The following is a 24,987-nucleotide window of genomic DNA, read 5'->3' as shown; positions in this document are numbered from 1 at the left end:
TTTCTAAACAGATTTCATCCCCCATTTGGTGAGCGTGCATTTCTCAATGACCGAGAACAGGCCGTCTTCAACCAGCATTCCAATGAAAATGACAAGAATAATTCCGGCGAACAGTCCCGCCGTGTTCATGAAGGTGCGCTGAGTCAGAATGTACCAGCCGATGCCGCCTTTGGCGCCTACTGCTCCAAAGACCATTTCGGCGCTAATGAAGGCCCTCCAGCCCCTGGCCCATCCGATGCGCAGGCCGGAGATTAGATAGCCCAGGGATGCGCGCAGGCGGATCTCTACAGTGATAGCGGCGGAACTCATGGAAAGGCTGCGCCCCATATCCTCATAAATGCCGGGAACCGCGTTAAAACCGGCCAGGAGATTGACCAGAACCGGCCAGAGCGCAGAGTGAACCACGATGGCCGTTACCGCCCCGGTGCCGGTTCCGAACCACATGATAATTAACGGAAGAAGAGCCAGGCCCGGGAGCGGATGCGCCAGGGCGGTCAGGGTATCCACCAGACTGTATATCAGCCGGCTCTGTCTGGAAAACAGGGCCAGGACAACAGCCAGGACGGCAGAAATGATGAGGGAAAAGGCGATGATTCCCAGGGAGTACACGGACTGCCAGATTAAGTCCCCCTGCGTGATGCCCTGAATCAGGGTGGCGCACACCTGTTCCGGGGAGGGAACCAGAAGCGGGGAAACGTTCGAGATCCGGCAGAATAGTTCCCACAGCAGAAGAAAGACCGAGATCCAGAACAGGCGCCCGGCCCATTTCTTTTTCGTTATAGTGTCTAAAAAACGTTCAGTCATAGTAAAAATTCCTCTTTTTTACACTCTAGTGGTGAACCACGTTGTCAAAAAACAGACTGTCAGCCGGAAGCTCCTCTGAGAGAAAGCCCATCTCAGCCATCTGGCGGTTGAAGATCTCTACTCCGTTCAGTTCGCTGGAATAGATCGTGCCGTCCCGGCCCATCTGTCTGTAAAGTTCCTCCTGAGAAATTCCATAGAGAGGTGCGAGAAGCTGGGAGGCTTCCTCCATATTGTTGTTGATGTACTCAATGGCCTCCTGAAGAGCCTCGATTACCGCATCGTAATACTCCCGGCGGCTGTCGTGAAATTCCTCCATGGCAACTCCGGTGATAAAGGTAAACGGCTGTCCGACAATCTCCTCACCCGTTGCCATAACATGCATTCCGCCATCCAGCTCCTGGGTGATATAGGGCGGTGTGGAAACGTGTGCCGTGATCTCGGTCGCGGAGAGAAGGGCGTTTACGGAATCGGGATGGCTCATGGAGACCAGCTGGTTGTCCAGGGCATGGGGATCTCCCAACTGCTGGCCGGCCAGCATGCATAATAGTACGTGTTGGGTACAGGCCGGGGACAGGATCGAGATCCGGTCTTTGGGCGTCAGCTCGGTCAAGGAGTGAATGTCGTTCCGTGTGACGATGGCGACCTCATTGGAACTGATTCCGGTGGCATAACGCCATTTCATGCCGTTGTCAATGCCGATTAGGACCGGAGATACCCCCATAAATCCGAAATCGATCTCTCCGTTCATCATTCCTTCGCGGATGCCGGTCGGGCCGCCGAACTGCTTCCAGTTGATTTCCACACCGGGAAGCCTCTTTTCCAGAAGCTTCTGCTCCTTCATGATCTGAAGCGGGGCATAGGCTATGCCGTACTGCTCGGCGATCCCTACAGACGGTGCCTTTTTCCCGCCGCATCCGGGCAGAATGAGGACCGCCGCTGCGGTGAGAATGAGCAGGGCGGATCGTATGAATGAGGGGCGATGCCTTTTGCCGGTGTTTAAATCAGCTCTTATGTCAGCGATTATGTTAGAGTTCATGTCTGTGTTCATGTCTGTATACATGTCTGTGTTCATGTCAGTCTCCTTTATGCAGTCCATAAAAATTCGTGATCATCTCTTCCCCCTGTGTGGAACGGACGGACAAACGATGATAAAAATCATGGATATTGGCGTAAATACTTGCCTTATCTCCCCAGAGGACGGCGTGGCCGAAGCGGGCGGTGGCATTTTCCATGGCGGGGATGGTCTGGCCGGGAAGATAGTTGTAGCCTGCATCCAGCACGTAGGGCAGAGCCAGAAGTTCTTCTAAAGGCGTGACGCTTAAAATGTCGCCTGGCCGGCAGAATAAGAGCTGGACCGCGACACATCGTCCCTCTGCGGCCGCTTCTAAGCAGTCCATAGAGGGGGGCTCGGCCGGCGTTCCGAGAGCGCTTCGTATCACGGCGCCCAATATGTCAAAGCCCGTTAAGAACGGGATAAAGACATCCTCGAAAGCGCCTCCGATCCGGCTGGCCAGTTCGTTGACCTGAATTCCGTCTTTTCCGACCAGCAGCTGAAGATAGAAGGGGCCACCCGCGATGCCGAATGCGGCTGCGGTTCTGCGGCTGATTGACTCAATTTCCGCGTACCGGTCCATGTGAACCGTGGGAAAACGATGCCCGACGCAGACTCCGATATGGATCGGATCCGGATAGAGAAGGCGGTCCGTGACGGTCAGGATGTGGAGTCTGCCCTCATTGAGCCAGCCGCTGACCGTAATCTCCGTGCTCTCGCAGAATTCTTCCACCAGCGCCTCCTGCTCCCGGGAATAGGAGAGTGTGTCCTCCAGATGGGAGAAGACCTCCTCCGGCGTATTGAGGCGGTAGATTCCGCGCTGACCCTGGGAATCCAGAGGCTTTATGACATAGGGAGACTGCAGTCCGTCCAGAGAGCCTGCTTCCATGCCCTGATGGATAAAACGAAAACGGGCGGCAGGAATACCGGCCTCTTTCAGGATTGTTTTCATGTGCTTTTTGTTGGTTACGGACAGCGCTTCCCTGATCGACAGAAGCGAAGGCAGGTTTAGAGCGCTGCTGACACAGGCGGCCGTGTACACCGGCTGGTCCGTTCCCATGGTCATTACCGCGTCTGCGTGGTGCTCTCTGGCCGCCCGGATGCAGCCTTCTATATCGAAGGTGCTCACCGGTTCATGGAGTCCCGCATACCGTGCTCCGCTGGGCGATTTAGTGTAATCGGCCAGAATCGTGTCGATCCCCAGCGTCTTTGCCCGCTGGAACGCATGAACCTGGCAGTTGGAGCCGCCGAGGATCATGAGCCGTGGGGCGCGGATTCGCCGGGATATGCGGTAGAGCGGCTTTGCGCCGCAGTTGCAATTCCGTTTTGCTGTGGGGAAGTACGTATAATTTAGAAACAGCTTTGTATACAGCCGCAGCAGTGAGAGAGCGCTGTAGCCGCTGATGATTTTCTCTGATGATTTCTTTTGAGAAAGAGCACGATTCCAATCCTTTCTGCCGTTAGATTCACTCCTGTAGGGGATGGATACGGCCCGGACCGGTCTGGCGCTCCCTTTAAAAACAGAGGCGGACAGATAAAAGAATCCGTTGGGTTTCAGGCGGCAGGCTTCCTTCACTAAGCCGGCAGTCATGATGCGAAAGCTGCTGACGCGAACTCCTTCCGGCACGCCCAGAAACAGGGAGAACAGCCCGTCGCGCATGTGGCTTCCTGCCCTTCGGTAAAGAGAACGGCGGGAGACGGCGGGGACTCCGTATACGATGTCATATCCCTGCCGGATGGTGTCGTAAAGGGCCGCCAGCATTTCCGGAGGCTGTTCTAAGTCGTCGTCAATGGTGGCGTAATACCGGCACGGATCTAAGTGCTCCAGGCCGCAGAGTGTGGCGGCCTGCTGTCCGTAATTGCGGTCCAGAACCAGAATCGCGGTCTCCGGAGAACGGCATATCCCGGCCAGGAAATCCGCCGTTTCCGGCCTGCCGCTGTCATCTACGATACAGATGCGCAGAGTGAGTTTTTCAGAAAATAATTCCCGTATACGGTCCGTTAAAATCCCGATGGATTCCCGGGGCCGGTATACGGGGATGATGATGCCGAGATCGTAAATCATGGTAAAGCTCCTTATCCGTTACACGAACCGCAGGATCGTTTCCGTTGTCCTTGCGATATCTTCATCCGTCAGGGCCGTGTGGACCGGAAGGCGGAGAAGCGTCTGATAACAGGCCAGCGATTCGGGTAAATCTTCTTTGTGATATCCCAGTTTTTCCCCCATAGGGGAGGCGTGGAGAGGGACGTAGTGCGTTTTGCAGTCGATTCCATGGGCCGCCAGGGCAGGGATGAGAGAATTCAGCAGGGCGGGGTCCTGGAAACGGAGATAGAAAATATGGCCGTTGGGCCGGGCGTAGGCGGGAATCCGCATGCGCATGGCGATTCCCCGCTCCTCCAAGGGAGCCAGCTGCTTCCAATACTGCTCCGTCACGTGGAGGCGGCTGCGGGTAATCTGGGAAAGACACTGAAGCTGCGCCAATAAAAGGGCGGCCTGCGGTTCGCTTAAGGCGGCGCAGGAGCCGGGAAGATTCCAGGTATAGCGGGCGGCTTCCCCGTCCAAATATCCCGCCCGGTTCGTTCCGTGAAGGCGGTACTGGCGCGCGTACTGCCAATGGCCATGGTTTTTGGTGATCATCAGGCCGCCTTCCCCGCAGACGGCATTTTTGGTGTGATGAAAGCTGACGCAGCCCATATCGCCGACGGTCCCAAGGGGCTGATCCTCATAATAAGCGTCCACACATTGGGCGGCGTCCTCGATCAGGGCGATACCCGCCTCTTCGGCCAGCCTTTTTAAGCCGCCGAGAGGAGCGGAGACACCTGCGTAATGCATGGCGATCACGGCCCTGGTGCGGCTGGTTAAGCGATTGGACGCGTCCCGGACCGAGATGTTCTGGGTGTCGGGCGTGATATCGCACAGAACGGGCCTGCCGCCGTGGCGCAGCACGGCATTGGCGGCAGACGGGAAGTTAAAGGAAGGAAGCAGGACCTCATCACCCGGAAGCAGGCGTAAGCAGGCCAGAGCGGTCTCCAGGGCCAGCGTGCAGCTCGGGGTAAAGAGAAAACGGCAGCCTGGATAGAGGCTGTCCGCGCAGTCAAGCAGCCGTTTCATGAATAAGCCATCCGTCTCCAGGCCGGAGGCCAGGACTTCTTCTAAATAGGCGGATTCAAGAGGCGCATGAAAGCGGCTGTAAAATGAAATATCCATAATAATCCCTTTCCTCTACCGCGGCCGCCTGAATTATGATACACTATAGCCATCAAAGAAATGGAGGCGCTGCGTGATGCATGAAATCGATTGTCTGGGAGATATGTGTCCGATTCCCATCATGAAACTGAAACAATGCAGGGAGATTAAGGAACACGGCGGCCAGATCAAGCTGGTCACAGACCACAGCTGTGTGGTGGAATCCATAGGCAGCTACTGCCGGAAAATGCACTTGAAAATGGAGACAGTAGAGCCGATGAACGGAATCTGGGAGCTGTATATTACAGTCTAGCAGATGCTTTTCGTAACAATGGAGATAAAATACAGGATTATTTTTTCCAGAGCAGGATTGTTTTTGACCAGATGTGGATTGTATATGGAGTACACATCGTAATTCAAATCGAAATCCATAACGGAGATGATCTTTATCTGCTTCTGGTATACTTCCTTCTTTACTGTTATGTAGGGAAGAAACGCGGCTCCATGTCCGGCAAGAACTGTGCTCTTTACAGATTCTGTGGAGTCGAGATGGTACATCACCCGCAGGGTGTCCAGGGGATGCCCTGCCTGCTTTAGGTACTGATGAAGCAGACGGTAGGAGCTGAACTGCTCGTTCAGCATGACCAGGGTGAATTTTTTAAGCTCAGACAGTGTAATGCTGTCCGGGCATCGGTAGTCTTCGCTCGCCACCAGACAGATTTTATCGCTGAAGGCCAGGTTGCAGACGAATTCAGGATTATCTGTGGCGCCCACGATAAATCCCATGTCTGCCTGCCCGTGCCCCACGCGGTGAATGACCTCGGTGGAGGGAACGGAATTTAAACTGAAGGAGTAGCTGGGATATTTGTGGTTCACCTTGAACAGGGAGCAGGGAAGCGCGTAGTTGCAGGCCACGGGAGTGGCCGCGATACGAAATGTCCCGTTGTAGGATTCAAGGCTGGCGAGTTCCTCCTTTAAATTGGAGTAGGTCTCTAAAAATTGTTCCGAGTATTTCTGCATGACCTCTCCTGCTCTGGTAAGTATGATCCCGCGGTTGGAACGTTCGAAAAGTTTTACGCCCAGTTCCTCCTCCAGCCGCTGCATCTGCTGGCTTAAGGCCGGCTGAGAGATGTGGATCGCCTGGGCTGCCTTGGATATACTCTGTTCTTTTGCAATTCTGGAAAACATGGAAATCTGTTCTAAAAGCATTTGATCCCCCCCCCTCATTGTTTCATCTCTGTTATTCCGGTATCATTTCTATCATTCATTATACAAGAACGTTAAAAAAAACACAATATCGCCATAAGGATTGTTTATAGCAAAAAATTATACAGTATAAGCAACTTGGATAGTGAAAAAAATGACAATGTGCTATACTGTAGAGGTGTAGTAACGCGTTCAAATCCTCAAAAAACAAGAAAAAAGGAGGTGCAATGAATGCAGGAAAACGGAACAGAAACGACAGGAAGTATCCGCAGAAGCCAGACCTCAGGAGGCTCGTCAAGACCACGGAAGAAGAAAAAGAATCAGCTTCCCATTGGATTTGGAGTCTTTTTGGCTATCATAGTGATCGGAATACTCTTGGGATTTAAAAACGGCACGCTGGCTCTTTTCTGGGCGTTTGGGTGCTGCTTCGGTTTTATTTTGCAGAAGTCCCGCTTTTGCTTTACCGCATCCTTAAGAGACCCGTGTATTACCGGATCAACGTCGATTACCCGTGCGGTTCTGATTGCATTCGCCATAACCACCATCGGCTTCGCCGCAATTAAATACGGTGCATTTGTAAACGGACAGGAGATTCCGGGCCAGAGTTATATCATGCCCATCAGCCTTGCCACGGCAGTAGGCGGAATCATGTTTGGTATCGGTATGGTAATCGCAGGCGGCTGTGCTTCCGGCACGCTGATGCGGGTTGGTGAAGGCTTTGCAATGCAGATGCTGAGTCTGCTGTTCTTTGTAATCGGATCCCTGATCGGCGCCAGCCATATGGGATGGTGGACAGAGAACTTTATCGCAACCGCTCCAAGAATTTTCCTTCCGGATGTGTTTGGATGGGCGGGAGCAGTGATTTTACAGTTAGCAACCATCGGCCTGCTCTATATAGCGGCTGATTTATATGAAAAGAAAAAAATGGGAATTGAAGAGTAGAAAGGAGATATTATCATGGCAGAATTTACAATTGATTGTTTAGGCGAGGCTTGCCCGGTACCGTTAATGAAGGTTCAGAAGCAGTGTGAGAAGATGGCGGTAGGTGACGTACTGATTGCGTCGATTGACCACAGCTGCGCGATGAAAAATGTTCCGGAATGGGCCAGAAATCAGGGATATAACGTAGAGATCGAGGAAGTGGACGACGGAGAATGGGAAATCGTCATTGAAAAAACAAAATAGAAAGGCGTGGGTGACACTTTGAAGGCTTTTTGGGATAAAGTGAGTAAAAATCCATATTATAAAAAGATTTTCAAAAATCCATTTACATATGTCACAGGAGCGGTGCTGCTGGCCGTCTTCCAGATCGCCATGTTTGCGTCTACCGGTTCCCCCTGGGGAGTGTCCGGCATCTTTGCCAACTGGGGCGCATGGCTGTACCGTCTCGTGGGCGGTAATGTGGATAAGTGGTATTACTTTTCTTCAGAAGGCGCACAGAACACCTTAAACAGCGGAATCCTGAATCATCCAGGATCCTGGCAGAACTTCGGTATCATCGCAGGAGCGCTGCTGGCTGCTCTGCTGGCCTCTCAGTTTAAATTCAAAAAGATTAAATCCTTAAAGCAGGTAGTGGCCGCCACGTTGGGCGGACTGCTGATGGGATACGGCGCAAGGCTTGCCGGCGGCTGCAACATCGGAGCTCTTTTTTCAGCGATCGGCTCCATGTCGTTATCCGGATGGGTATTTGCATTCTTTTTGTTTATCGGGGCTTTCATTGGGAGCAAGCTGTTGGCCAGGTTCTTCATGTAGCGTCGCAATATCGGAAATGAATCTTTGACCGCTGCAACTCTTTGACAGAATTGCGGCGGTTTTTGCGTCACGGGAAACATAAAACATTTTTCCTATAGAACAGATGACAATTAGTACAGAAAGGCAGGAATCATTTTGGAAAAGAAAATAGAGCAATACGATGTGGTAATTATCGGCGGCGGCGCAGCAGGTCTGACGGCCGCCATCTACTGCGGCCGCGCGAGGCTGAAAACCCTGGTGATCGAGAAGGCGCTGGTAGGCGGACTGGCTACCTATACAAACGAAATTGAAAATTACCCGGGATTTCCGGAAGGCAGTACAGGTCTGGGCCTGATGGAGCTGTTCCACAAACAGGCCAAGAAATTCGGCGTAAAGTTCAAACTGACCGACGTGCGCGCGGTGCAGCTTAAGGGAGACAAAAAAGTAGTGGAGACCTTCCGGACAAATTATGAGTGCCGTTCCGTCATCATTGCCAGCGGCGGCAAGCCCAGACTCACCGGCGCGCCGGGGGAGGACAAATTCTTATACGACAAGGGTATTTCTTTCTGCGCCACCTGTGATGCGGCGGCGAACACGGGAAAGACCGTCATGGTTATCGGCTCCGGAGACGCGGCCATCGAGGAGGGAATGTTCCTCACAAAGTTTGCGAGCAGAGTCATCGTCAGCGTTATGCACGAGGAAGGGAAGATGGACTGTAATGAGATTGCCAGGGAAGAAGCACTGGCCAATCCGAAGATGGAGTTTATCTGGAACACGCTTCCGGCAGAATTCAGAGGAGATGAGGAACATCTCCGCAGCGTGGCATTGCGGAATTTAAAGAACAACGAGATCATTGACGTGCCGGTGGATACGTGTTTCTTATTTATCGGTTACCTGCCAAATACCGAGATATTCAAGGATATCATCGATTTAAGCCGTGCAGGCTACGTGATCACCAATGAAAAGATGGAGACAAACATGCCGGGCGTCTTTGCGGCAGGGGACGTAAGGGATAAATTCTTAAAGCAGGTAGCTACCGCGGTCGGAGACGGCGCCATCGCTGGCTATGCGGCGGAGAAATACCTGGCTGAGAGCGAAGTCTTCGAAAAACAGATTATGGACCCTGCCGTACCGGGGGTGGTTTATATCTGGAATGCCGTGGACACGGCCAGCCGTGAGCTGCTTCCTGTCATCGAAGCCTTTGAAGAAAAGCATGCGGGCAGTGTAAAGGTGACGAAGGCGGATATCTATAAATCTACAGGCATCGCCAGCCGTCTGGGCATCAGCGGAGCACCGGCGGTGGCATTTATTAAAGACGGAAAGCTTGCGGGAGTGTTGACAGAAGGGATTACAGAAGAGGCGCTTGAGGCGGGGATTCGGTAGGAGTAACTGATCAAAATGTTATAGCCTGGCAGAGGCAAAGGCAGATAAAAAATCTGCTTTTGCCTCTGCTTATTTCTTAATATCAGGGAACCGGATCGTAACCACGATAATGGCTTTAAGATGGGCTTTAAGATAGCCAGTACAGAAGCTTTGATTAAAGATTTGACATTGCTTCCGCCGGATAATAGAATAGAGATAAGGCCATAAAGATAAAGCCATTAAGGAGATGTCATGAGCGAAGATAAAATCAGATCCAAAGCACTGACCCTTGTAATCATTCTGCTGGCTGTCGCCCTGTACAACAATTACCGTATGAAGCAGGAACTGAACAATCTGCGAAGCGAGATGAGCAGTATGGAAGCTGTTCTGCGCAATGAAATCAACGGAGTCCGGAACGATGCGGATCGTAAATATGAGAGTGTGACAAAGAAGATGGAGCAGGATGCGAGCCTGTTTTCCGATACTTCCATAAGACTGGGGATGCAGGACGGAAAGCTGGTGGTGACGATGCGTGCGGTTCCGAAAGCGCTGGAGAAGAATGAAACTGTGACTGCCAGTCTGACTGCGGACGGAACCGTATACCGGCAGGCGCTTGACGCAGAGAATCAGGCACAGTTTATGCTGGAACCGGCAGAATGGCTGGAACCGGCTTTTGTAATTGAGTCAGATACCGGATATCATCAGGAAATTCTGAAGCCTGTGTATGCCGTCAATACCATGCTGGCGCGGGTGGAATGTGATTTTTATGATTACGAGGCAAACGATGAGGGGAGGTTTCATTTCTGGATTACGGGAAATACAGATGGAAATCCCTTTGAAGAGGACGATATCACAATGGCAGAAGCAAAGATTGCGGCAAATGGTATGGTAGAAAGCCCGGGAGGATACGGCGGCTCACACCAGGGATCAGGCCATAGTCAGGCAGTCACGGAGGCGCAGGCCGTAGAAGTACAGCCTGCCGCATACGACCAATTGGCAGGGGAAGACCTTACTCTTACGAAGCTTTCGGGTGAGGCAGACAAAATAGTAGGCTACCGGATTGACGTGTCCGATTATATAGGAAGAAAAGACAACGTAAATTACGAAGTTTATCTGCGGATTACGTTGAAAAACGGGCTCCAGTATGTGACCGGAGGTCCCCTGGTTTCATTTGCTTCTACGGAGAACAGCTCTTCCAGGAGCGGGGGGAGTGAGAATCTGGCGCCAGTGCTGGATTTTTAGTAATCCGACAAATAAATAAAAACAACAAAAAAGATTACCAATTTGTGGGAAAATGTAGTAGAATATGAGAAAAGCAGTCAGAAAAGGAGAATTAAAATGGCATTCTATTATGAGGAACCGTCCAGAACATTCAGCGAGTACCTTCTGGTTCCGGGCTATTCATCGACAAAGTGTATCCCTGCAGAAGTAAATTTGAAGACACCCCTGGTCAGATATAAAAGGGGAGAGGAACCGGCGCTGCATATTAATATTCCTATGGTTTCCGCAATCATGCAGTCGGTGTCGGACGACAGATTGGCTATCGCTCTCGCGCAGGAAGGCGGCCTGTCTTTTATTTATGGATCTCAGACTATTGCCGAGCAGGCAGCGATGGTGAACCGGGTGAAACGGTACCGTGCCGGTTTTGTAGTAAGCGATTCCAATGTATCTCCTGAGATGACGCTGGAGGACGTGCTTTCCCTGACTGAGCGGACAGGCCATTCCACAATCGCTGTCACGGAAGACGGCGGACCGAACGGCAGGCTTCTGGGAATCGTAACCAATAAGGATTACCGTGTGAGCCGTATGACCCCTGACACGAAGGTAAAGGAGTTTATGACACAGATCGGCGACCTCGTCTATGCGGACGAAGACACCACTTTAAAGGAAGCCAACGACATTATCTGGGAACACAAGATCAATTGTCTTCCTCTGGTTAATAAAGAAGGACAGCTGGTATATCTCGTGTTCCGCAAGGATTACGACAGCCATAAGAAAAATGAAAACGAGCTGATTGACAGTTCCAAGCGCTACATGGTGGGAGCTGGTATTAATACGAGAGACTACGAGGAACGGGTTCCTGCACTTTTGGAAGCAGGCGCCGATGTGCTCTGCATCGACAGCTCGGAGGGTTTTTCCGAGTGGCAGAAGATCACCATCGACTATATCCGGAAGAATTACGGACAGAGTGTGAAGGTGGGCGCAGGCAATGTGGTGGATGCGGAAGGATTCCGTTTCCTGGCGGAGGCCGGAGCTGATTTTATCAAAGTCGGGATCGGCGGAGGCGCAATCTGCATCACACGTGAACAGAAGGGAATCGGAAGAGGACAGGCAACTTCTCTGATCGAGGTGGCAAGAGCAAGAGACGCCTATTACGAAGAGACCGGTATCTATGTTCCGATCTGCTCTGACGGCGGAATTGTCCACGATTACCACGTAACCCTGGCGCTGGCCATGGGCGCGGACTTCGTGATGCTGGGCAGATACTTCGCCAGATTTGACGAGAGCCCGACAAAAAGAGTCAATGTCAACGGAAGCTACATGAAAGAGTACTGGGGCGAAGGAAGCGCAAGGGCGAGAAACTGGCAGCGGTACGATATGGGCGGAGAGAAAAAGCTTTCATTCGAAGAAGGTGTGGATTCCTTCGTACCGTACGCGGGAAGCTTAAAGGATAACGTGGGTCTCACCCTGAGCAAGGTGCGCTCAACCATGTGCAACTGCGGCGCGCTCACCATTCCGGAACTGCAGAGTAAAGCAAAAATTACGCTGGTTTCATCGACCAGTATTGTCGAGGGCGGGGCACATGATGTCATGCTGAGAGATTCGAAATAAAGGGGAGCGGATTGCATGGAATATTTCAAAGCATCCAAAGACCACGCAGAGCAGATTTATAATCTGGTACAGAACACCATTACCGCGGTCTATCCCCGGTACTATCCAGAGGCGGTGGTAGATTTCTTTTGCAGCCTTCACAACAGAACCAATATCATCCGGGATATAGAAGACGGCTGTGTGCGTGTTCTGTGGAACGACGGCCGGTTGGTGGGAACAGGAAGCTGCAAAGGCAGCCACATCACCAGAGTCTTCGTTGCCCCGGAATTTCAGGGACAGGGGTACGGCAGGCGGATCATGGAAAACCTGGAAGGTGAAATTGCACGGGAATATCCTTCCATATGTCTGGATGCGTCCCTTCCCGCGGCTCAATTTTACGAAAGCAGGGGATACAAGACCGTGAGACATGGGAAAACAGAGGTTGAGAACAACGCCATACTGATCTATGAAATGATGGAAAAGCAAATGACTAAAAACTTATAAGAGAAAATTTAAAAGATCGGTTTGCTGCGCGGCGGATAAAACAATGTCCGCCGCGCGATTCTGTTAATATGGAAGGCGTTTAACTTAACAGATTATTCAAACAAATTATGTTACATCCCTTGCTTTCATAATAATGCAGCATCTCATCAATCTTTCTTTTGTCATAACTGGTAATGCAGTCTGACAGCACACTTACGCCATAGTCTGCCTTGCGCAGGTTGTAGCAGGTCGATTTGACACAGGCGACAGCATCTGCGCCTGCGATGTAGAAATCACATATTTCATTCTTTCTGATATAATCTGTAAATTCTTCAGAGCTTAACGCATTCCCTTTGCATTTTGTAAAAATATTGTCTGATACCATTTTCAAGTCTGAAGCTAATTCAGATCCATGGGTATCCGGTTTAAATGTCCTCGTGCCTGCGGATAAATTTTCATGTCTGATATAAATAACATGAATTTGATGATTGTCTGCCCAATCGATCGCTTGATTGATATTGTTAATCACATCCTTGTAATTCTTTGTTATATCATTTTGAATATCGATTATAACCAGGGCTTTTTTCTGCATGGTGTCTCCTCCTGACAGGTAGTATATTTTGTTTGCTTTTTAATTATAGCCTGTAATTGTTGACATCAGTATGGCAACAATCTATAATGGGAAAAAGAAATTCCGCCTGTGTGGTTGAGACTGCTTCGGCATACGTCCTGCCACAGGCTCCTGCTGCCTGCTCTGGCCCGGTGGTTCATCTCCATTTCCTGTTCCGGTTTCGGGCATAAGCAGTTCTAAACGTGCAGGATTTTTCTAAAATCCAGAGGAAATCCCCAAACTCGCGTTGCTCAAACAAGTGGGAATTTCCCCTGAACGAAAAATTCTGCGCATTAAGAACTGCTAATACCCTGCAAAGTCACAGGAAATGGAGATGAACCACCGGGCCAGAGCAGGCAGCAGGAGCCTGTGGCAGGACGTATGCCGAAGCAGTCCCAGCCGCACAAGTGGAAGCAATTTTGGAAGGCGGATGATCCGATGAAAGTTGACAGGCTTGTGAGCATTATTATGATACTCCTTGATAAAAAGCGTATAGGCGCGCAGGAGTTAGCCGATCTGTTTGAAGTTTCACCCCGCACGATCTACCGCGACATAGATGCGATCAATATGGCGGGGATTCCTGTTTGTTCGATATCGGGAGTGGGCGGCGGCTTTGAAATCATGCAGGAATACAAGATGGATAAAAAGGTCTTTTCTGTTGACGACCTTTCCACTCTCCTGATGGGGCTGTCCAGTCTTTCCAGTATCGTGCAGGGAGACGAGCTGGTACACGCTCTTGCGAAAGTCAGGAGCTTTATCCCGGCTGACAGAGCAAAAGACATCGAATTAAAGGTAAATCAAATATGTATCGATTTAAGTCCGTGGACAGGCAACAACAGCATACAGCCATATATAGAAATTATCAAATCAGCTTTGCAGGAAAACAGGCTGCTTTCGTTTGAATATACAGCCCACCATGGAAATAAAACCGCACGAACAGTCGAGCCGTATCAGCTTGTATTGAAAAGCAGCCATTGGTATTTACAAGGGTATTGCCAAAAAAGAAATGATTTCCGCCTGTTCAGACTGTCCCGTATGGCAGACCTGCAAATGCAGGAGGAAGCTTTTGTACCACGGGATTATCAAAAACCGGATTTAGACTTTGCGGAAATGGTGGAAACGATGCAGACAAAAATTAAAATCCGTATTCATCAATCGGTGATGGACCGGGTGCTTGATTATTGCTCTTATGAAGATTTCTCGCCGGACGGTGATGGTCATTACCTTGTCAGTTTTCCTTTCATAGAGAACGAGTACCACTACGATATTCTTCTCAGCTTTGGGGATAAATGCGAATGCCTGGAGCCGCTGCATATCCGTATGGAAATGAAGCGAAGAATACATGATATAGCTTCCCTGTACGAAAACTGATATTACATTTTACCACCATTTTGATTGTCTGCTAAAATTTTACTTGACTGTAGGGTTACCTTATAGTTTATGCTAGGGAGATGCGAGTAAATCGTTAAGATATTTTCATCAGGAGGAAACGGGCTTTATATGAAATTAATTATCCACTACTTAAAAAACTACAAGAAAATGTTTCTGCTCAATGTAGTCTCCGTACTGGGCTTTGCGCTTGTGGAGCTGGGTATTCCGACAATCGTGGCACAGATGATCGATAACGGAGTAAACCGCGGGGATCCGGCCTACATATGGAAGATGGGACTGGTGATAGCCGCTATTTCGTTTGCCGGAGTTGCCGGTACGGTTTTGCTGGGATACTGCTGTGCCTATCTTTCGACCTCTGTCACCAGAGATATCCGAAATGATATTTTCAAGAAAACTCAGGAATTCTCACACAGTGAGTTCCACGAATTCGGTATCGCATCCCTGATTACCAGGACGGGTAACGATGCATTTCAGATTCAGATGTTTATGAATATTCTTCTTAGAACCGCGCTCATGACGCCGGTGATGATGATCGGAAGCATCTTCCTGGTTTTACGGGCTTCTTTAAGCCTGTCTGTCGTTATTCTGGCGACAATTCCGCTGATTGTGGGCGGAGTGATTCTGGTGGCAAGGATTTCGGAGCCGATCAGTGAGAGCCAGCAGTCCTCCCTGGAAGACATCAACCGGATTTCCAAGGAAAACTTAAGCGGTATCCGGGTAATCCGTGCATTTACCAACGACGAGTATGAGAAGAAGCGCTTCGATGGCGCCAATTCAAGCTATATGGGGAACTCGAAGAAACTGTTTAAGCTGATGTCTGTGACTCAGCCGGTCTTCTTTCTTCTTATGAACTTAGCCGGTATGGTAATCTACTGGATTGCCAGCATTATGCTCAGCGAGGGAACTCTGCAGATCGGTGAGCTGGTGGCATTTATGGACTACTTATTCCATGTGATGTTCTCCATTATGCTGTTCTGCCTGGTCTTTATGATGTACCCGAAGGCAGCGGTCAGCGCCGGACGTATCCAGAAAATATTTGACGCAGATCCGTCGATTAAAAATCCTGAAACCAATGTGCAGCCGTTAGACCATATCGATGATATCGTTTTTGACCATGTGGATTTCGTTTATCCGGATGGAGAGGAAGCGGTGCTTAAGGATGTGTCGTTTTCGGTGAAGCGGGGAGAGACGATCGCCTTTATCGGAAGTACCGGGTCAGGAAAGAGTACGCTGATTAACTTAATTCCCAGGGCTTACGATGTCAGTGCGGGCCGTGTTCTGATGAACGGGAAGGATATCCGGACGTATGATTTGGAGAGCCTGCGGCGCGCCATCGGTTTTATCCCCCAGAAAGCCATGCTGTTTTCCGGAACCATTGCGGATAATCTGCGTTTCGGTAAAAAGGATGCCACGATGGAGGAACTGGTCCAGGCGGCAAAGACCGCGCAGGCGTACGATTTTATCATGGAAAAAGGCGGGTTTGAGGAACATATCACGGAGAGCGCAACCAATGTTTCCGGCGGCCAGCGCCAGCGTCTGTCCATCGCAAGGGCACTGATTCGAAGGCCGGATGTCTATGTGTTTGACGATTCCTTTTCCGCCCTGGATTTTAAGACGGATGCGAAGCTTCGCCATATGCTGAAAAAGGAGACGGGTAACGCCATCGTCATGGTGGTGGCTCAGCGTATTTCCAGCATCATGGAGGCCGACCAGATTATCGTATTGAACGAGGGCAGTATCGTGGGGACAGGAACCCATAAGGAGCTGCTGGAGAACTGCCGCATTTACCGTGAGATTGCATTATCCCAGTTAAGTGAGGAGGAATTATCCCATGCATAAAAAAATCAAAGAAATCGGAAGGATGCTGGGAAAACTGAAACCCTTTCTGGCGCCTTATGCTTTACAGTTATTTGTATCTGTTTTTATGATTGTTATCAGTATTGGAGCGATTACAGCCGCTCCGCGGATTGAAGGAATGATTACCAGCAGACTGGCCGCGGACCTGGCGGATATGGCCTCCGGCGCAGAGGGCGCCCGCATTCATTTTGAAGTGATTCGCAATATATTGCTGGTGCTTCTGGCTATTTATCTTGCGAAGACGGTTTCCCAGATCGTAGGCTCGTTCTGCCTGACCAACTCGATACAGAACGCCATGCACGATTTGCGGAACGAGGTTCAGAACAAGATCCGCCGCCTGCCTGTCCGGTATTTTGACACTAACAGCTTCGGCGACGTACTGAGCCGTGTCACCAACGACGTGGAGGCGGTATCCAACGCGCTCCAGCAGAGCTTTTCCCAGGTGATCAGCGGAATCCTTACCCTGATTCTGGCCCTGTGGATGATGTTTTCCATCAACAAGCTGATGGCCTGCATCGCTTTTTTGATCATCCCGGTGGGGGCCCTTATCACCCGCGGTATTGTGCGGATCAGCCAGAGCCAGTTTAAGGCTCAGCAGGACTCCCTCGGTGATATGAACGGAGCGATTACGGAGCTGTATACCGGTTACAATGAAATATTGCTGTTCGGACAGCAGGAACAGTCCAGAGAACAGTTCGAGGCGGTTAATGACAGCCTGCAGAAACACGCTTTTAAGGCGCAGTTTCTCTCCTCGCTCATGAGTCCCCTCATTTCCCTTACGACGTATTTAAGTATCGGCGTTATTGCGGTGATCGGCTGCTTTGCCATCCTGGCCGGCACGCTGTCAGTGGGTAACTTACAGGCATTTATCCGTTATATCTGGCAGGTCAACGACCCGCTGACCCAGGTATCCCAGCTGTCCGCCCAGATTCAGGCGGCATTTGCAGGCATGAAACGTATTTTTGAGATTCTCGATGAATCGGAGGAGACGGAAAGCGCTCCGGCGGGACTCCTTCCGGGACCGGCAAAGGGCGAGGTTACCTTTGAGCATGTCAGCTTTTCCTATGGGGATACACCGGTAATCCGGGACTTCAACGTTACGGTTAAGAGCGGTCAGATGGTTGCCATCGTAGGACCAACCGGAGCGGGAAAGACCACGCTTATCAATCTGCTGCTTCGCTTTTATGATGTAAACGGTGGACGGATTCTCGTTGACGGTGTGGATATCCGCGATATGAACCGGGAGGACTTACGGTCCATGTTCGGTATGGTGCTGCAGGATACCTGGCTGTTCTCCGGAACGATTTTTGACAATATCCGATACGGCAATCTGTCGGCCAGAAAGGATGAGGTAATCGATGCGGCCAAGATGGCCAATGTCCATCACTTTATCCGTACGCTGCCCCAGGGCTATAACATGGTGATCAACGAGGAGGGAAGCAATATCTCCCAGGGAGAGAAGCAGCTCCTGACAATTGCCAGGGCTATTTTAAAGAATCCGCAGATCATGATTCTAGATGAGGCTACCTCCTCGGTAGATACCCGTCTGGAGAAGATGCTGCAGAGCGCCATGAACAAGGTACTGAAAGGAAGGACCAGTTTCGTCATCGCCCACCGTCTGTCCACCATTAAAAACGCAGATTTAATTCTCGTTCTCAGGGATGGGGATATTGCGGAAATGGGGAACCATGAGAGCCTGATGGCGCAGAACGGTTTCTACAGCCAGCTTTACAATTCCCAGTTTGCGTGGGGAGCAGAGGAAGTGTAAAATAGTGTCTGCTAAAAGCAGTGTCAAAATTGAAATTTTGATGCTGCTTTTTGCAATGTAAGCGATAAAATGAGTTAGTTGGAGGCGGATTTGTTGGTTGATGATTTTACAATTATTTAAAAGGCAATTATTTAAAAAACTTCTTGACTTGGAGTTCACTCCAGCAAGTATAATGTAAGAAATGGATACGTCTGATAAGGAGGAAATTTGATGGAATACGTAAAAATGGGAAAGACGGGACTGGATGTCTCCCGCATCTGTCTGGGCTGCATGAGCTTCGGCGATTCCTCTAGATGGATTCATTCCTGGACGCTGGGGGAAGAGGAGAGCCGGAAGATCATAAAGAAGGCCCTGGATCTTGGGATCAATTTCTTCGATACGGCGAATGTATATGGCATGGGTACCAGCGAGGAGTATCTGGGGCGCGCTCTGAAGGATTATGCAAGGCGTGAAGACGTGGTGATCGCCACGAAGGTCAGCGAGCCCATGCGGCCAGGACCGAATGGCAGAGGATTATCCAGGAAAGCGGTGCTGGCAGAAACGGATTCCTGTTTAAAGAGGCTGAGCACAGACTACATCGATCTTCTCTATATTCACAGATGGGACTATCAGACTCCGGTGGAAGAGACCATGGAGGCATTAAATGATCTGGTGCGGGCGGGGAAAGTCCACTACCTGGGGGCTTCCTCCATGTATGCGTGGCAGTTCCAGAAGGCAAATTATACGGCGCAGTCCCATGGCTGGTCGGGATTTTCCGCCATGCAGGGGCACTATAATCTGCTGTACCGGGAGGAGGAGCGGGAAATGAATCCCTTATGCGCAGACATGGGCGCCGCGTTGATTCCCTATAGTCCCCTTGCGGCAGGGCGTCTGACGCGGGACTGGGAATCCGGATCGAGACGGTTTCAAGAAGATCAGGTAGCCCGAAGAAAGTATGACGGCACAGAGAGTACGGACCGTACGATTGTGGAGCGCGTCGCGGAAACCGCCGGAAAGTATGGGGTGACGAGATCCCAGATCGCCGTGGCCTGGCTTTGGGAAAAAGGAGTCTGTGCCCCGGTGGTGGGAGTCACAAAAGAACGCTATCTGGATGATTTTGCGGGCGCACTTAAGGTACGTTTGGAGAGAGCAGATATGCAGTATCTGGAGGAAGCTTACGTGCCTCACAGGATTGTGGGCCACGAATAGTTTAGACAAAAAGAACAGCAGCAAAAAGGAGAGTGCGTTATATGATTTACAGAGATTTTCAGGATTTAAAACTGTCAGCCCTTGGTATGGGAGCTATGCGCCTTCCCGTCATGGCAGGAGACGACTCCGCCATTGACGAGGCGGCCACGGTGGAGATGGTCGCATACGCAATGAAAAAAGGCATTAATTACTTTGATACTGCCTGGGGATATCACGGCGCTCATTCCGAGGAAGTGATGGGGAGAGTACTCGGCAGGTATCCAAGGGAGAGTTTTTACCTGGCGACGAAATTTCCGGGATACGACCTTTCCAATATGGATCGGGTGGAGGAAATTTTCGAAGAACAGCTTAAGAAGTGTGGGGTGGAGTACTTCGATTTTTATCTGTTTCACAATGTATGCGAAATGAATATCGACGCATATCTGGACGAAAAATACGGTATTTATCAGTATCTTATGAAGCAGAAGGAGACAGGGAGAATTCGCCACCTGGGATTCTCGGCCCATGGCAGCTACGAGGTGATGAAGCGTTTTCTGGAGGCGTACGGCAGCGAGATGGAGTTCTGTCAGATTCAGCTCAATTATCTGGACTGGTCCTTCCAGGGCGCTGAGGCCAAAGCGGAACTGCTGCACAGCCGCGGCATTCCTGTCTGGGTCATGGAACCGCTGCGTGGCGGCAGGCTGGCTGTCCTGCCGGAGGAGACAATGGGGAGACTGAGAAAATTCCGTCCGGAGGAGAAGGCGCCGGCGTGGGCGTTCCGCTTTTTACAGTCTGTTCCGGGTGTAACGATGATCCTGTCAGGCATGTCCGATTTTCAGCAGCTTCAGGAAAATATACGCACCTTCGAAAGCGATCAGCCGCTTCAAAAAGAGGAGATGGACACCGTGCTGTCGATTGCGGACGAGATGCTTGGGAAGACCGCTCTGCCATGTACGGCCTGCCATTACTGTATGAGTCACTGCCCGAAACAGCTGGATATTCCGGCTTTGCTGGAGCTGTACAACGAGCATTGCTTTACCGGCGGTGGTTTCCTCGCACCGATGGCATTGATGGCGGTCCCAAAGGATAAGCATCCCGACGCCTGTATCGGATGCCGCAGCTGTGAGGCCGTATGTCCGCAGCGGATTAAGATATCAGAGGCGATGGCGGATTTTGCTGCAAAACTGGAAGCGTAGTTTCTGGACCTGGGAACGGAAATGGAATCGATTAATGGGATAACTTAAGAAAAAATGCTCTGGCCAAAAGGGGTTACGGCCAGAGCATTTTTATGTTATACTGGAAGCACAAAATTTATTACAGAAAGGAATGAGGTTGTTCTATTGAAAAATTCCCTGCTGAAATTGAGAGAGAAACTGACGGAAGCGCTTAATTCCGTACTCCCGATCATTGGAATCGTTATGATTCTGTGCTTTACGATCGCTCCCATTTCCTCCAGTATTTTACTGTGTTTTCTGATGGGCGCGGCCATGATCGTCGTAGGCACCATGTTCTTCACGCTTGGGGCGGAGATCAGTATGACCCCCATGGGCGAAAGGCTGGGTACGGCCATTACAAGGAGTAAAAAACTGAGCATCATCGTTATACTGGGTTTCGTACTGGGATTCATCATCACGATTTCGGAACCGGATCTTCAGGTGCTGGCGGAACAGGTGCCGTCCATACCGAACCGGACTCTGATCCTGTCGGTCGCGCTGGGCGTCGGTGTATTTCTCGTCATTGCACTTCTGCGTATGCTGTTTAGCATTGCGCTGCCTCACATGCTGATTGTATTTTACATTCTGGCATTTGTTCTTACACTGTTTGTTCCGCAGAGCTTTTTGGCAGTGGCCTTCGATTCCGGCGGCGTGACGACGGGCCCCATGACGGTTCCGTTTATCATGGCTTTTGGTATCGGTATTTCCGCCATACGTAATGACCGGCATGCGTCGGACGACAGCTTTGGCCTGGTGGCACTCTGTTCCATAGGCCCGATTCTTGCAGTACTTATCCTCGGGATGATTTACAGGCCCAATGAAAGCGCCTACATTCCGCCAGTCCTTCCGGAGATCAGCAATTCCGTAGAACTATGGGAGCTGTTCCGCGTCGGACTTCCTACCTATATTAGAGAAATTGCCGTATCGCTTTTTCCCATAATCCTGTTTTTCGGTATTTTCCAGATCGCAGTTCTAAAACTTTCAAAGAGAAATTTAAGAAAAATTATTGTCGGCCTCGTCTATACGTATATCGGCCTCGTGCTGTTTCTGACAGGCGCCAATGTGGGCTTTATGCCGGCCGGTAATTACCTTGGACAGGTGATCGCCTCCCTGGATTACAACTGGATTATTGTTCTGATCGGCATGCTGATCGGATTCTTTATCGTCAAGGCGGAACCGGCTGTTTACGTATTGAACAAACAGGTGGAAGAGATCACGGACGGCGCCATTCCAGCCAGAGCCATGAGTATCAGCCTTTCCATCGGCGTGGCCGTATCCATCGGAATCGCCATGCTGCGGGTGCTGACGGGAATCTCCATCCTGTGGTTCATCATACCGGGATATGCGATTGCGCTGGGACTTTCCTTCTTTGTACCGAAGATCTTTACGGCCATCGCCTTTGACTCCGGCGGGGTGGCTTCCGGTCCGATGACCGCTACATTTCTGCTGCCGTTTGCGCAGGGAGCCTGTACCTCGGTGGGCGGAAACATTGTCACTGACGCCTTTGGCGTGGTCGCCATGGTTGCCATGACTCCGCTGATCACCATACAGATTCTGGGCATGATCTATCAGATGCAGCAGAGATCCGCACCGAAAGACCAGGTATTTTCCGAGCCGGCATTGGACTTCGACCAGCTTGATGATGATGCGATCATCGAACTTTAATGGCAGCATAGCTGCAATATAGCATCACAGATAAGATTCCGAAAGAAAGGACTGCAGTATGAGCGAACTGTATTTAATGGTTACAATCACAGAAAGAACCGCGGTAAAAAAGTTTCATACTCTGTACGGCCATCACGGGGCGGATGTCGCCTTTATAACCGTGGGTAACGGGACCGCGGTCAGCGATACCCTGGACTATTTAGGGCTGGAGGAGACGGAGAAGGCTGTCATGCTGTCTGTGGTGACGGGCTCCGTATGGAAAGAAATAAAATCAGATCTACAGAAGCATTTGAAAATTGACGTTCCCGGCACGGGCATAGCCTTTATTATTCCGCTCAGCAGCATAGGCGGCAAGAAGCCCCTGCTGTTCCTGACGGAGAATCAGAATTTTGAAAAAGGGGAGGAAAGCTCATTGAAAGACACGAAATACGAACTCCTGATTGTGATTGCCAACCAGGGATATACCAACATGGTTATGGACGCCGCCCGGGAGGTGGAAGAAGTCGGAGGAACCGTGATCCACGCCAGAGGCACGGGTCTGGAGCGTGCTGAGAAGTATCTCGGAGTCTCCCTCGTGGCGGAAAAGGAGATGGTGTTCATCGTCGTAAAGAGCGGTATGAAGAACCTTGTTATGAAAAATATCATGGAAAAAGCCGGTCCGGCAAGCAAGGCACGGGCCGTAGCGTTCTCGCTCCCCGTGACGAGCACGGCGGGTATGCGCCTCATGGAAGAGGCAAAGGACGATAACGATTAGGCAGGAGAGCGAAAGACCATGGAACCATACTATTACAGCCAGATGAACAAGACAGAGCAGAGCGCGTATCACGCCATGAAAACCGGTCTGACGGCGCTCGCTTCGTCCTTTGCTGTTCCGCGGCTGGAAAACCGGGAACTGGCGGATATCTTTTTCAAGCTCCGCCTGGACTGCCCCGAACTGTTTTACGGTACCGGATTCCACTACCGTTTTTACCAGAATTCAGGCAGCGTGGAGATGATACCGGAATACTTATTTGACAAGGGAAAGGTGAAAGAACATCAGAAGGCGATGAGCGCCAGAACGGCCAAGCTGGTTCGCCCGGCCGAATCCATGACAGAGTGGGAGAAGGAACGGTATATTCATGATTTTATCTGTACCAGCGTCCGCTACGACAAGCTTAAGAAGCCGTATTCCCATGAGATCATCGGCCCCCTGGGCCAGGGCGTAGGCGTCTGCGAGGGGATCGCCAAGACGGTGAAGATTCTCTGCGACGCCTTGGGAATCTGGTGTATGATTGCCATATCCGAAGCCAATCCGGAAAAGGGCATCAAATACCGCCACGCCTGGAATATCGTGAAAATCGGCGGCCGGTATTACCATCTGGATGCCACCTTTGACAACAGCCTGGGCCGTGGAGAGACCATCCGCTACGACTACTTTAACCTGGGGGATAAGCAGCTGTTCCGCGACCACGAGCCGGTGCTTTATCAGGCGCCGCCATGCGGCGACGGAGACCATTTCTATTACAGGGAAAAGAAGCTTTCCTTCACAAAGACGGAGGATGTGGCCAAACGCGCCGCACAGGCGGTCAAAAAAGGAAAGCCGCTTATTTTCCACTGGAGAGGCGGTTATCTGACACGGGACACGGTGACAGAACTCTTAACTCTGATGGAGGAGGCCGCAAGGCAAAAGGGGAAACACGTCCGGGCGGGACTCAACTGGCCCCAGACGGTCTTTTTCGCTGAATTCACCGAGGTATTGCCGGCAGAAGAACTGCTGGTGGAGACTGCGAATGAAGGGGAAGTACTCTAATAATAAGAATTCGGCGAAGACGCAAAGCTGTCCACTACCAGCTCCAGAAGATCGCCGCGGTTGATGCTTTCCGAGTATTCGAACGGTATGCCGCGCTGGTACGTCGTTCTGTTAAAGATCAGGAGAGGGGCTCCCGGGTTGACGTTCAGCAGCCGAGACTCCATGAAGCCGGCGATTCCGGCGGAGATGATGTCTTTGCCGTTTTCAAAATTGATATCATATGTTTCCTTCAGAAACCGGTATAAAAAGTAGATTTCCCCGTTGTGCTGCTCCAGGCCGGGCGCGATCTCCGGCAGCACGTAGCTGACCACATAGGCGAAAATCGTATCGTTCACCATCTTGACGCGCTGGAGACGGTACACATCGCTGCCGTTCTCGATGTTTAAGGCCCTGGCCACTTTCAGTTCGGCCGGAATCATGTCGATCACGGCGCCCTGTGCACTGACGGAACAGTCGCCTTCCAGACGGAACTGTGTGGTCACGGAGGCCTGGTTTTTTACGCTGAGAAACTTATAGGGTGTGATGGATTTTGCGGCCTGGAGTACCTTTGTTCCTCTCCCCTGATGAACTTCCACGATATGCTCGTCCCTGAGCAGGTTGACGGCGTTCCGTATGGTGGTCCGGCTGACGCCGTAGATCTCCATCAGTTCATTTTCCGGGGGAAGAAAGGAATCCGTCGGATATTTTGACGACAAGATATCTGCCTTGATCGCATTGTAAACCGATACATATTTTGGTGCGTTTTTATCCAAGATCATTGCCTCCTGTCTGTGGTTTTTTACCAAACAAAAAAACTGTCCATCAGGCCATTATAAAAGACGTACCAGGGAAAGTCAATAGATTACGGGAATAAAAGGTATGTTTTGAATACCTTTGCAACGCTCTCAAGA

At 50.8% G+C, this 24,987-nt stretch carries 23 protein-coding genes; 16 read left to right on the top strand and 7 right to left on the bottom strand.

The window, feature by feature from the left end:
- Positions 1-3: 3 nt before the first annotated feature.
- From DFR60_RS06810 to DFR60_RS06795, 4 genes are read right to left on the bottom strand one after another with little or no spacing between them, the layout of a single operon-like run.
- The gene (locus DFR60_RS06810) at positions 4-804 is read right to left on the bottom strand and encodes an ABC transporter permease (protein WP_110322224.1); all 801 of its coding nucleotides are present in this window, start codon (positions 802-804) and stop codon (positions 4-6) included.
- Between the two features lie 25 nt (positions 805-829).
- A complete protein-coding gene (locus DFR60_RS06805) occupies positions 830-1,876 on the bottom strand; it encodes an ABC transporter substrate-binding protein (RefSeq protein WP_110322223.1) in 1,047 nt (348 codons plus the stop codon).
- Position 1,877: 1 nt separating this feature from the next.
- Complete coding sequence (locus DFR60_RS06800; RefSeq protein ID WP_110322222.1) at positions 1,878-3,920, bottom strand: glycosyltransferase; 2,043 nt, start codon at positions 3,918-3,920, stop codon at positions 1,878-1,880.
- Between the two features lie 18 nt (positions 3,921-3,938).
- Positions 3,939-5,063, bottom strand: a complete 1,125-nt coding sequence (locus tag DFR60_RS06795; protein WP_110322221.1) for an aminotransferase class I/II-fold pyridoxal phosphate-dependent enzyme — start codon at positions 5,061-5,063, stop codon at positions 3,939-3,941.
- Positions 5,064-5,139: 76 nt separating this feature from the next.
- On the opposite strand from DFR60_RS06795, the gene DFR60_RS06790 reads away from it, so the two are divergent.
- The gene (locus DFR60_RS06790; RefSeq protein WP_002603117.1) at positions 5,140-5,355 is read left to right on the top strand and encodes a sulfurtransferase TusA family protein; all 216 of its coding nucleotides are present in this window, start codon (positions 5,140-5,142) and stop codon (positions 5,353-5,355) included.
- Here the strand turns inward: DFR60_RS06790 and DFR60_RS06785 are convergent.
- Positions 5,352-6,251, bottom strand: coding sequence for a LysR family transcriptional regulator (locus tag DFR60_RS06785; protein ID WP_002603118.1), 900 nt, complete (start codon positions 6,249-6,251; stop codon positions 5,352-5,354). The two genes, DFR60_RS06790 and DFR60_RS06785, sit on opposite strands and share 4 nt — an antisense overlap.
- Positions 6,252-6,479: 228 nt before the next feature.
- Here DFR60_RS06785 and DFR60_RS06780 point away from each other — a divergent pair, with 228 nt between their 5' ends.
- The 7 genes from DFR60_RS06780 to DFR60_RS06750 all read left to right on the top strand — a co-directional run bounded on the left by DFR60_RS06780 (position 6,480) and on the right by DFR60_RS06750 (position 12,656).
- The gene (locus tag DFR60_RS06780; protein ID WP_029466629.1) at positions 6,480-7,190 is read left to right on the top strand and encodes a YeeE/YedE thiosulfate transporter family protein; all 711 of its coding nucleotides are present in this window, start codon (positions 6,480-6,482) and stop codon (positions 7,188-7,190) included.
- 15 nt (positions 7,191-7,205) lie between these two features.
- Positions 7,206-7,433: a sulfurtransferase TusA family protein gene (locus DFR60_RS06775; RefSeq protein WP_002603120.1), complete on the top strand. Its 228-nt coding sequence runs from the start codon at positions 7,206-7,208 to the stop codon at positions 7,431-7,433.
- Positions 7,434-7,472: 39 nt separating this feature from the next.
- Complete coding sequence (locus tag DFR60_RS06770; protein ID WP_034533379.1) at positions 7,473-8,000, top strand: YeeE/YedE thiosulfate transporter family protein; 528 nt, start codon at positions 7,473-7,475, stop codon at positions 7,998-8,000.
- A 135-nt stretch (positions 8,001-8,135) separates the two neighbouring features.
- A complete protein-coding gene (locus DFR60_RS06765) occupies positions 8,136-9,362 on the top strand; it encodes an FAD-dependent oxidoreductase (RefSeq protein WP_110322220.1) in 1,227 nt (408 codons plus the stop codon).
- A gap of 231 nt (positions 9,363-9,593) precedes the next feature.
- A complete protein-coding gene (locus DFR60_RS06760) occupies positions 9,594-10,583 on the top strand; it encodes a hypothetical protein (RefSeq protein WP_110322219.1) in 990 nt (329 codons plus the stop codon).
- A gap of 96 nt (positions 10,584-10,679) precedes the next feature.
- Positions 10,680-12,173, top strand: coding sequence for an IMP dehydrogenase (locus DFR60_RS06755; protein ID WP_110322218.1), 1,494 nt, complete (start codon positions 10,680-10,682; stop codon positions 12,171-12,173).
- Positions 12,174-12,188: 15 nt separating this feature from the next.
- Entirely contained in the window at positions 12,189-12,656 is a 468-nt protein-coding gene (locus DFR60_RS06750) for a GNAT family N-acetyltransferase (RefSeq protein ID WP_110322217.1), read from the top strand.
- 79 nt (positions 12,657-12,735) lie between these two features.
- Here DFR60_RS06750 and DFR60_RS06745 read toward each other — a convergent pair whose 3' ends face one another.
- Positions 12,736-13,227 carry a cysteine hydrolase family protein gene (locus DFR60_RS06745; RefSeq protein ID WP_110322216.1) on the bottom strand — a complete coding sequence of 164 codons (492 nt, stop codon included), beginning with the start codon at positions 13,225-13,227 and terminating at the stop codon, positions 12,736-12,738.
- A gap of 456 nt (positions 13,228-13,683) precedes the next feature.
- Between DFR60_RS06745 and DFR60_RS06740 the strand changes: the two genes are divergently transcribed.
- From DFR60_RS06740 to DFR60_RS06705, 8 genes are all read left to right on the top strand, one after another.
- Complete coding sequence (locus DFR60_RS06740) at positions 13,684-14,616, top strand: helix-turn-helix transcriptional regulator (RefSeq protein WP_110322527.1); 933 nt, start codon at positions 13,684-13,686, stop codon at positions 14,614-14,616.
- Positions 14,617-14,745: 129 nt separating this feature from the next.
- Positions 14,746-16,476: an ABC transporter ATP-binding protein gene (locus DFR60_RS06735; protein ID WP_110322215.1), complete on the top strand. Its 1,731-nt coding sequence runs from the start codon at positions 14,746-14,748 to the stop codon at positions 16,474-16,476.
- A complete protein-coding gene (locus DFR60_RS06730) occupies positions 16,469-18,262 on the top strand; it encodes an ABC transporter ATP-binding protein (protein WP_110322214.1) in 1,794 nt (597 codons plus the stop codon). Before DFR60_RS06735 ends, DFR60_RS06730 begins: the two co-directional genes overlap by 8 nt.
- Positions 18,263-18,472: 210 nt before the next feature.
- Positions 18,473-19,450 carry an aldo/keto reductase gene (locus tag DFR60_RS06725; protein ID WP_110322213.1) on the top strand — a complete coding sequence of 326 codons (978 nt, stop codon included), beginning with the start codon at positions 18,473-18,475 and terminating at the stop codon, positions 19,448-19,450.
- 41 nt (positions 19,451-19,491) lie between these two features.
- Positions 19,492-20,625, top strand: coding sequence for an aldo/keto reductase (locus tag DFR60_RS06720; RefSeq protein ID WP_110322212.1), 1,134 nt, complete (start codon positions 19,492-19,494; stop codon positions 20,623-20,625).
- A gap of 144 nt (positions 20,626-20,769) precedes the next feature.
- Positions 20,770-22,308, top strand: a complete 1,539-nt coding sequence (locus DFR60_RS06715) for a DUF1538 domain-containing protein (RefSeq protein WP_110322211.1) — start codon at positions 20,770-20,772, stop codon at positions 22,306-22,308.
- Between the two features lie 58 nt (positions 22,309-22,366).
- On the top strand, positions 22,367-23,062 hold the full coding sequence (locus DFR60_RS06710; RefSeq protein ID WP_110322210.1) for a P-II family nitrogen regulator: 696 nt from the start codon (positions 22,367-22,369) through the stop codon (positions 23,060-23,062).
- 18 nt (positions 23,063-23,080) lie between these two features.
- Entirely contained in the window at positions 23,081-24,097 is a 1,017-nt protein-coding gene (locus DFR60_RS06705; RefSeq protein WP_110322209.1) for a transglutaminase domain-containing protein, read from the top strand.
- Here the strand turns inward: DFR60_RS06705 and DFR60_RS06700 are convergent.
- Positions 24,094-24,849 carry a GntR family transcriptional regulator gene (locus DFR60_RS06700; RefSeq protein ID WP_167437534.1) on the bottom strand — a complete coding sequence of 252 codons (756 nt, stop codon included), beginning with the start codon at positions 24,847-24,849 and terminating at the stop codon, positions 24,094-24,096. The two genes, DFR60_RS06705 and DFR60_RS06700, sit on opposite strands and share 4 nt — an antisense overlap.
- Positions 24,850-24,987 lie beyond the last annotated feature (138 nt).

Origin of the sequence: Hungatella effluvii (assembly GCF_003201875.1) — a bacterium.
GTDB classification, from domain to species: domain Bacteria; phylum Bacillota; class Clostridia; order Lachnospirales; family Lachnospiraceae; genus Hungatella; species Hungatella effluvii.
Note: the sequence above shows the minus strand (reverse complement) of the source record. Positions and strands in the feature narration are given on the sequence as shown.

Excerpts from the sequence above, each read along its gene's own strand:
- DFR60_RS06810 (WP_110322224.1), bottom strand. The coding sequence starts at position 804 with ATGACTGAACGTTTTTTAGACACTATAACGAAAAAGAAATGGGCCGGG.
- DFR60_RS06805 (WP_110322223.1), bottom strand. The coding sequence starts at position 1,876 with ATGAACACAGACATGTATACAGACATGAACACAGACATGAACTCTAAC.
- DFR60_RS06800 (WP_110322222.1), bottom strand. The coding sequence starts at position 3,920 with ATGATTTACGATCTCGGCATCATCATCCCCGTATACCGGCCCCGGGAA.
- DFR60_RS06795 (WP_110322221.1), bottom strand. The coding sequence starts at position 5,063 with ATGGATATTTCATTTTACAGCCGCTTTCATGCGCCTCTTGAATCCGCC.
- DFR60_RS06790 (WP_002603117.1), top strand. The coding sequence starts at position 5,140 with ATGCATGAAATCGATTGTCTGGGAGATATGTGTCCGATTCCCATCATG.
- DFR60_RS06785 (WP_002603118.1), bottom strand. The coding sequence starts at position 6,251 with ATGCTTTTAGAACAGATTTCCATGTTTTCCAGAATTGCAAAAGAACAG.
- DFR60_RS06780 (WP_029466629.1), top strand. The coding sequence starts at position 6,480 with ATGCAGGAAAACGGAACAGAAACGACAGGAAGTATCCGCAGAAGCCAG.
- DFR60_RS06775 (WP_002603120.1), top strand. The coding sequence starts at position 7,206 with ATGGCAGAATTTACAATTGATTGTTTAGGCGAGGCTTGCCCGGTACCG.
- DFR60_RS06760 (WP_110322219.1), top strand. The coding sequence starts at position 9,594 with ATGAGCGAAGATAAAATCAGATCCAAAGCACTGACCCTTGTAATCATT.
- DFR60_RS06755 (WP_110322218.1), top strand. The coding sequence starts at position 10,680 with ATGGCATTCTATTATGAGGAACCGTCCAGAACATTCAGCGAGTACCTT.
- DFR60_RS06750 (WP_110322217.1), top strand. The coding sequence starts at position 12,189 with ATGGAATATTTCAAAGCATCCAAAGACCACGCAGAGCAGATTTATAAT.
- DFR60_RS06745 (WP_110322216.1), bottom strand. The coding sequence starts at position 13,227 with ATGCAGAAAAAAGCCCTGGTTATAATCGATATTCAAAATGATATAACA.
- DFR60_RS06740 (WP_110322527.1), top strand. The coding sequence starts at position 13,684 with ATGAAAGTTGACAGGCTTGTGAGCATTATTATGATACTCCTTGATAAA.
- DFR60_RS06735 (WP_110322215.1), top strand. The coding sequence starts at position 14,746 with ATGAAATTAATTATCCACTACTTAAAAAACTACAAGAAAATGTTTCTG.
- DFR60_RS06730 (WP_110322214.1), top strand. The coding sequence starts at position 16,469 with ATGCATAAAAAAATCAAAGAAATCGGAAGGATGCTGGGAAAACTGAAA.
- DFR60_RS06725 (WP_110322213.1), top strand. The coding sequence starts at position 18,473 with ATGGAATACGTAAAAATGGGAAAGACGGGACTGGATGTCTCCCGCATC.
- DFR60_RS06720 (WP_110322212.1), top strand. The coding sequence starts at position 19,492 with ATGATTTACAGAGATTTTCAGGATTTAAAACTGTCAGCCCTTGGTATG.
- DFR60_RS06710 (WP_110322210.1), top strand. The coding sequence starts at position 22,367 with ATGAGCGAACTGTATTTAATGGTTACAATCACAGAAAGAACCGCGGTA.
- DFR60_RS06705 (WP_110322209.1), top strand. The coding sequence starts at position 23,081 with ATGGAACCATACTATTACAGCCAGATGAACAAGACAGAGCAGAGCGCG.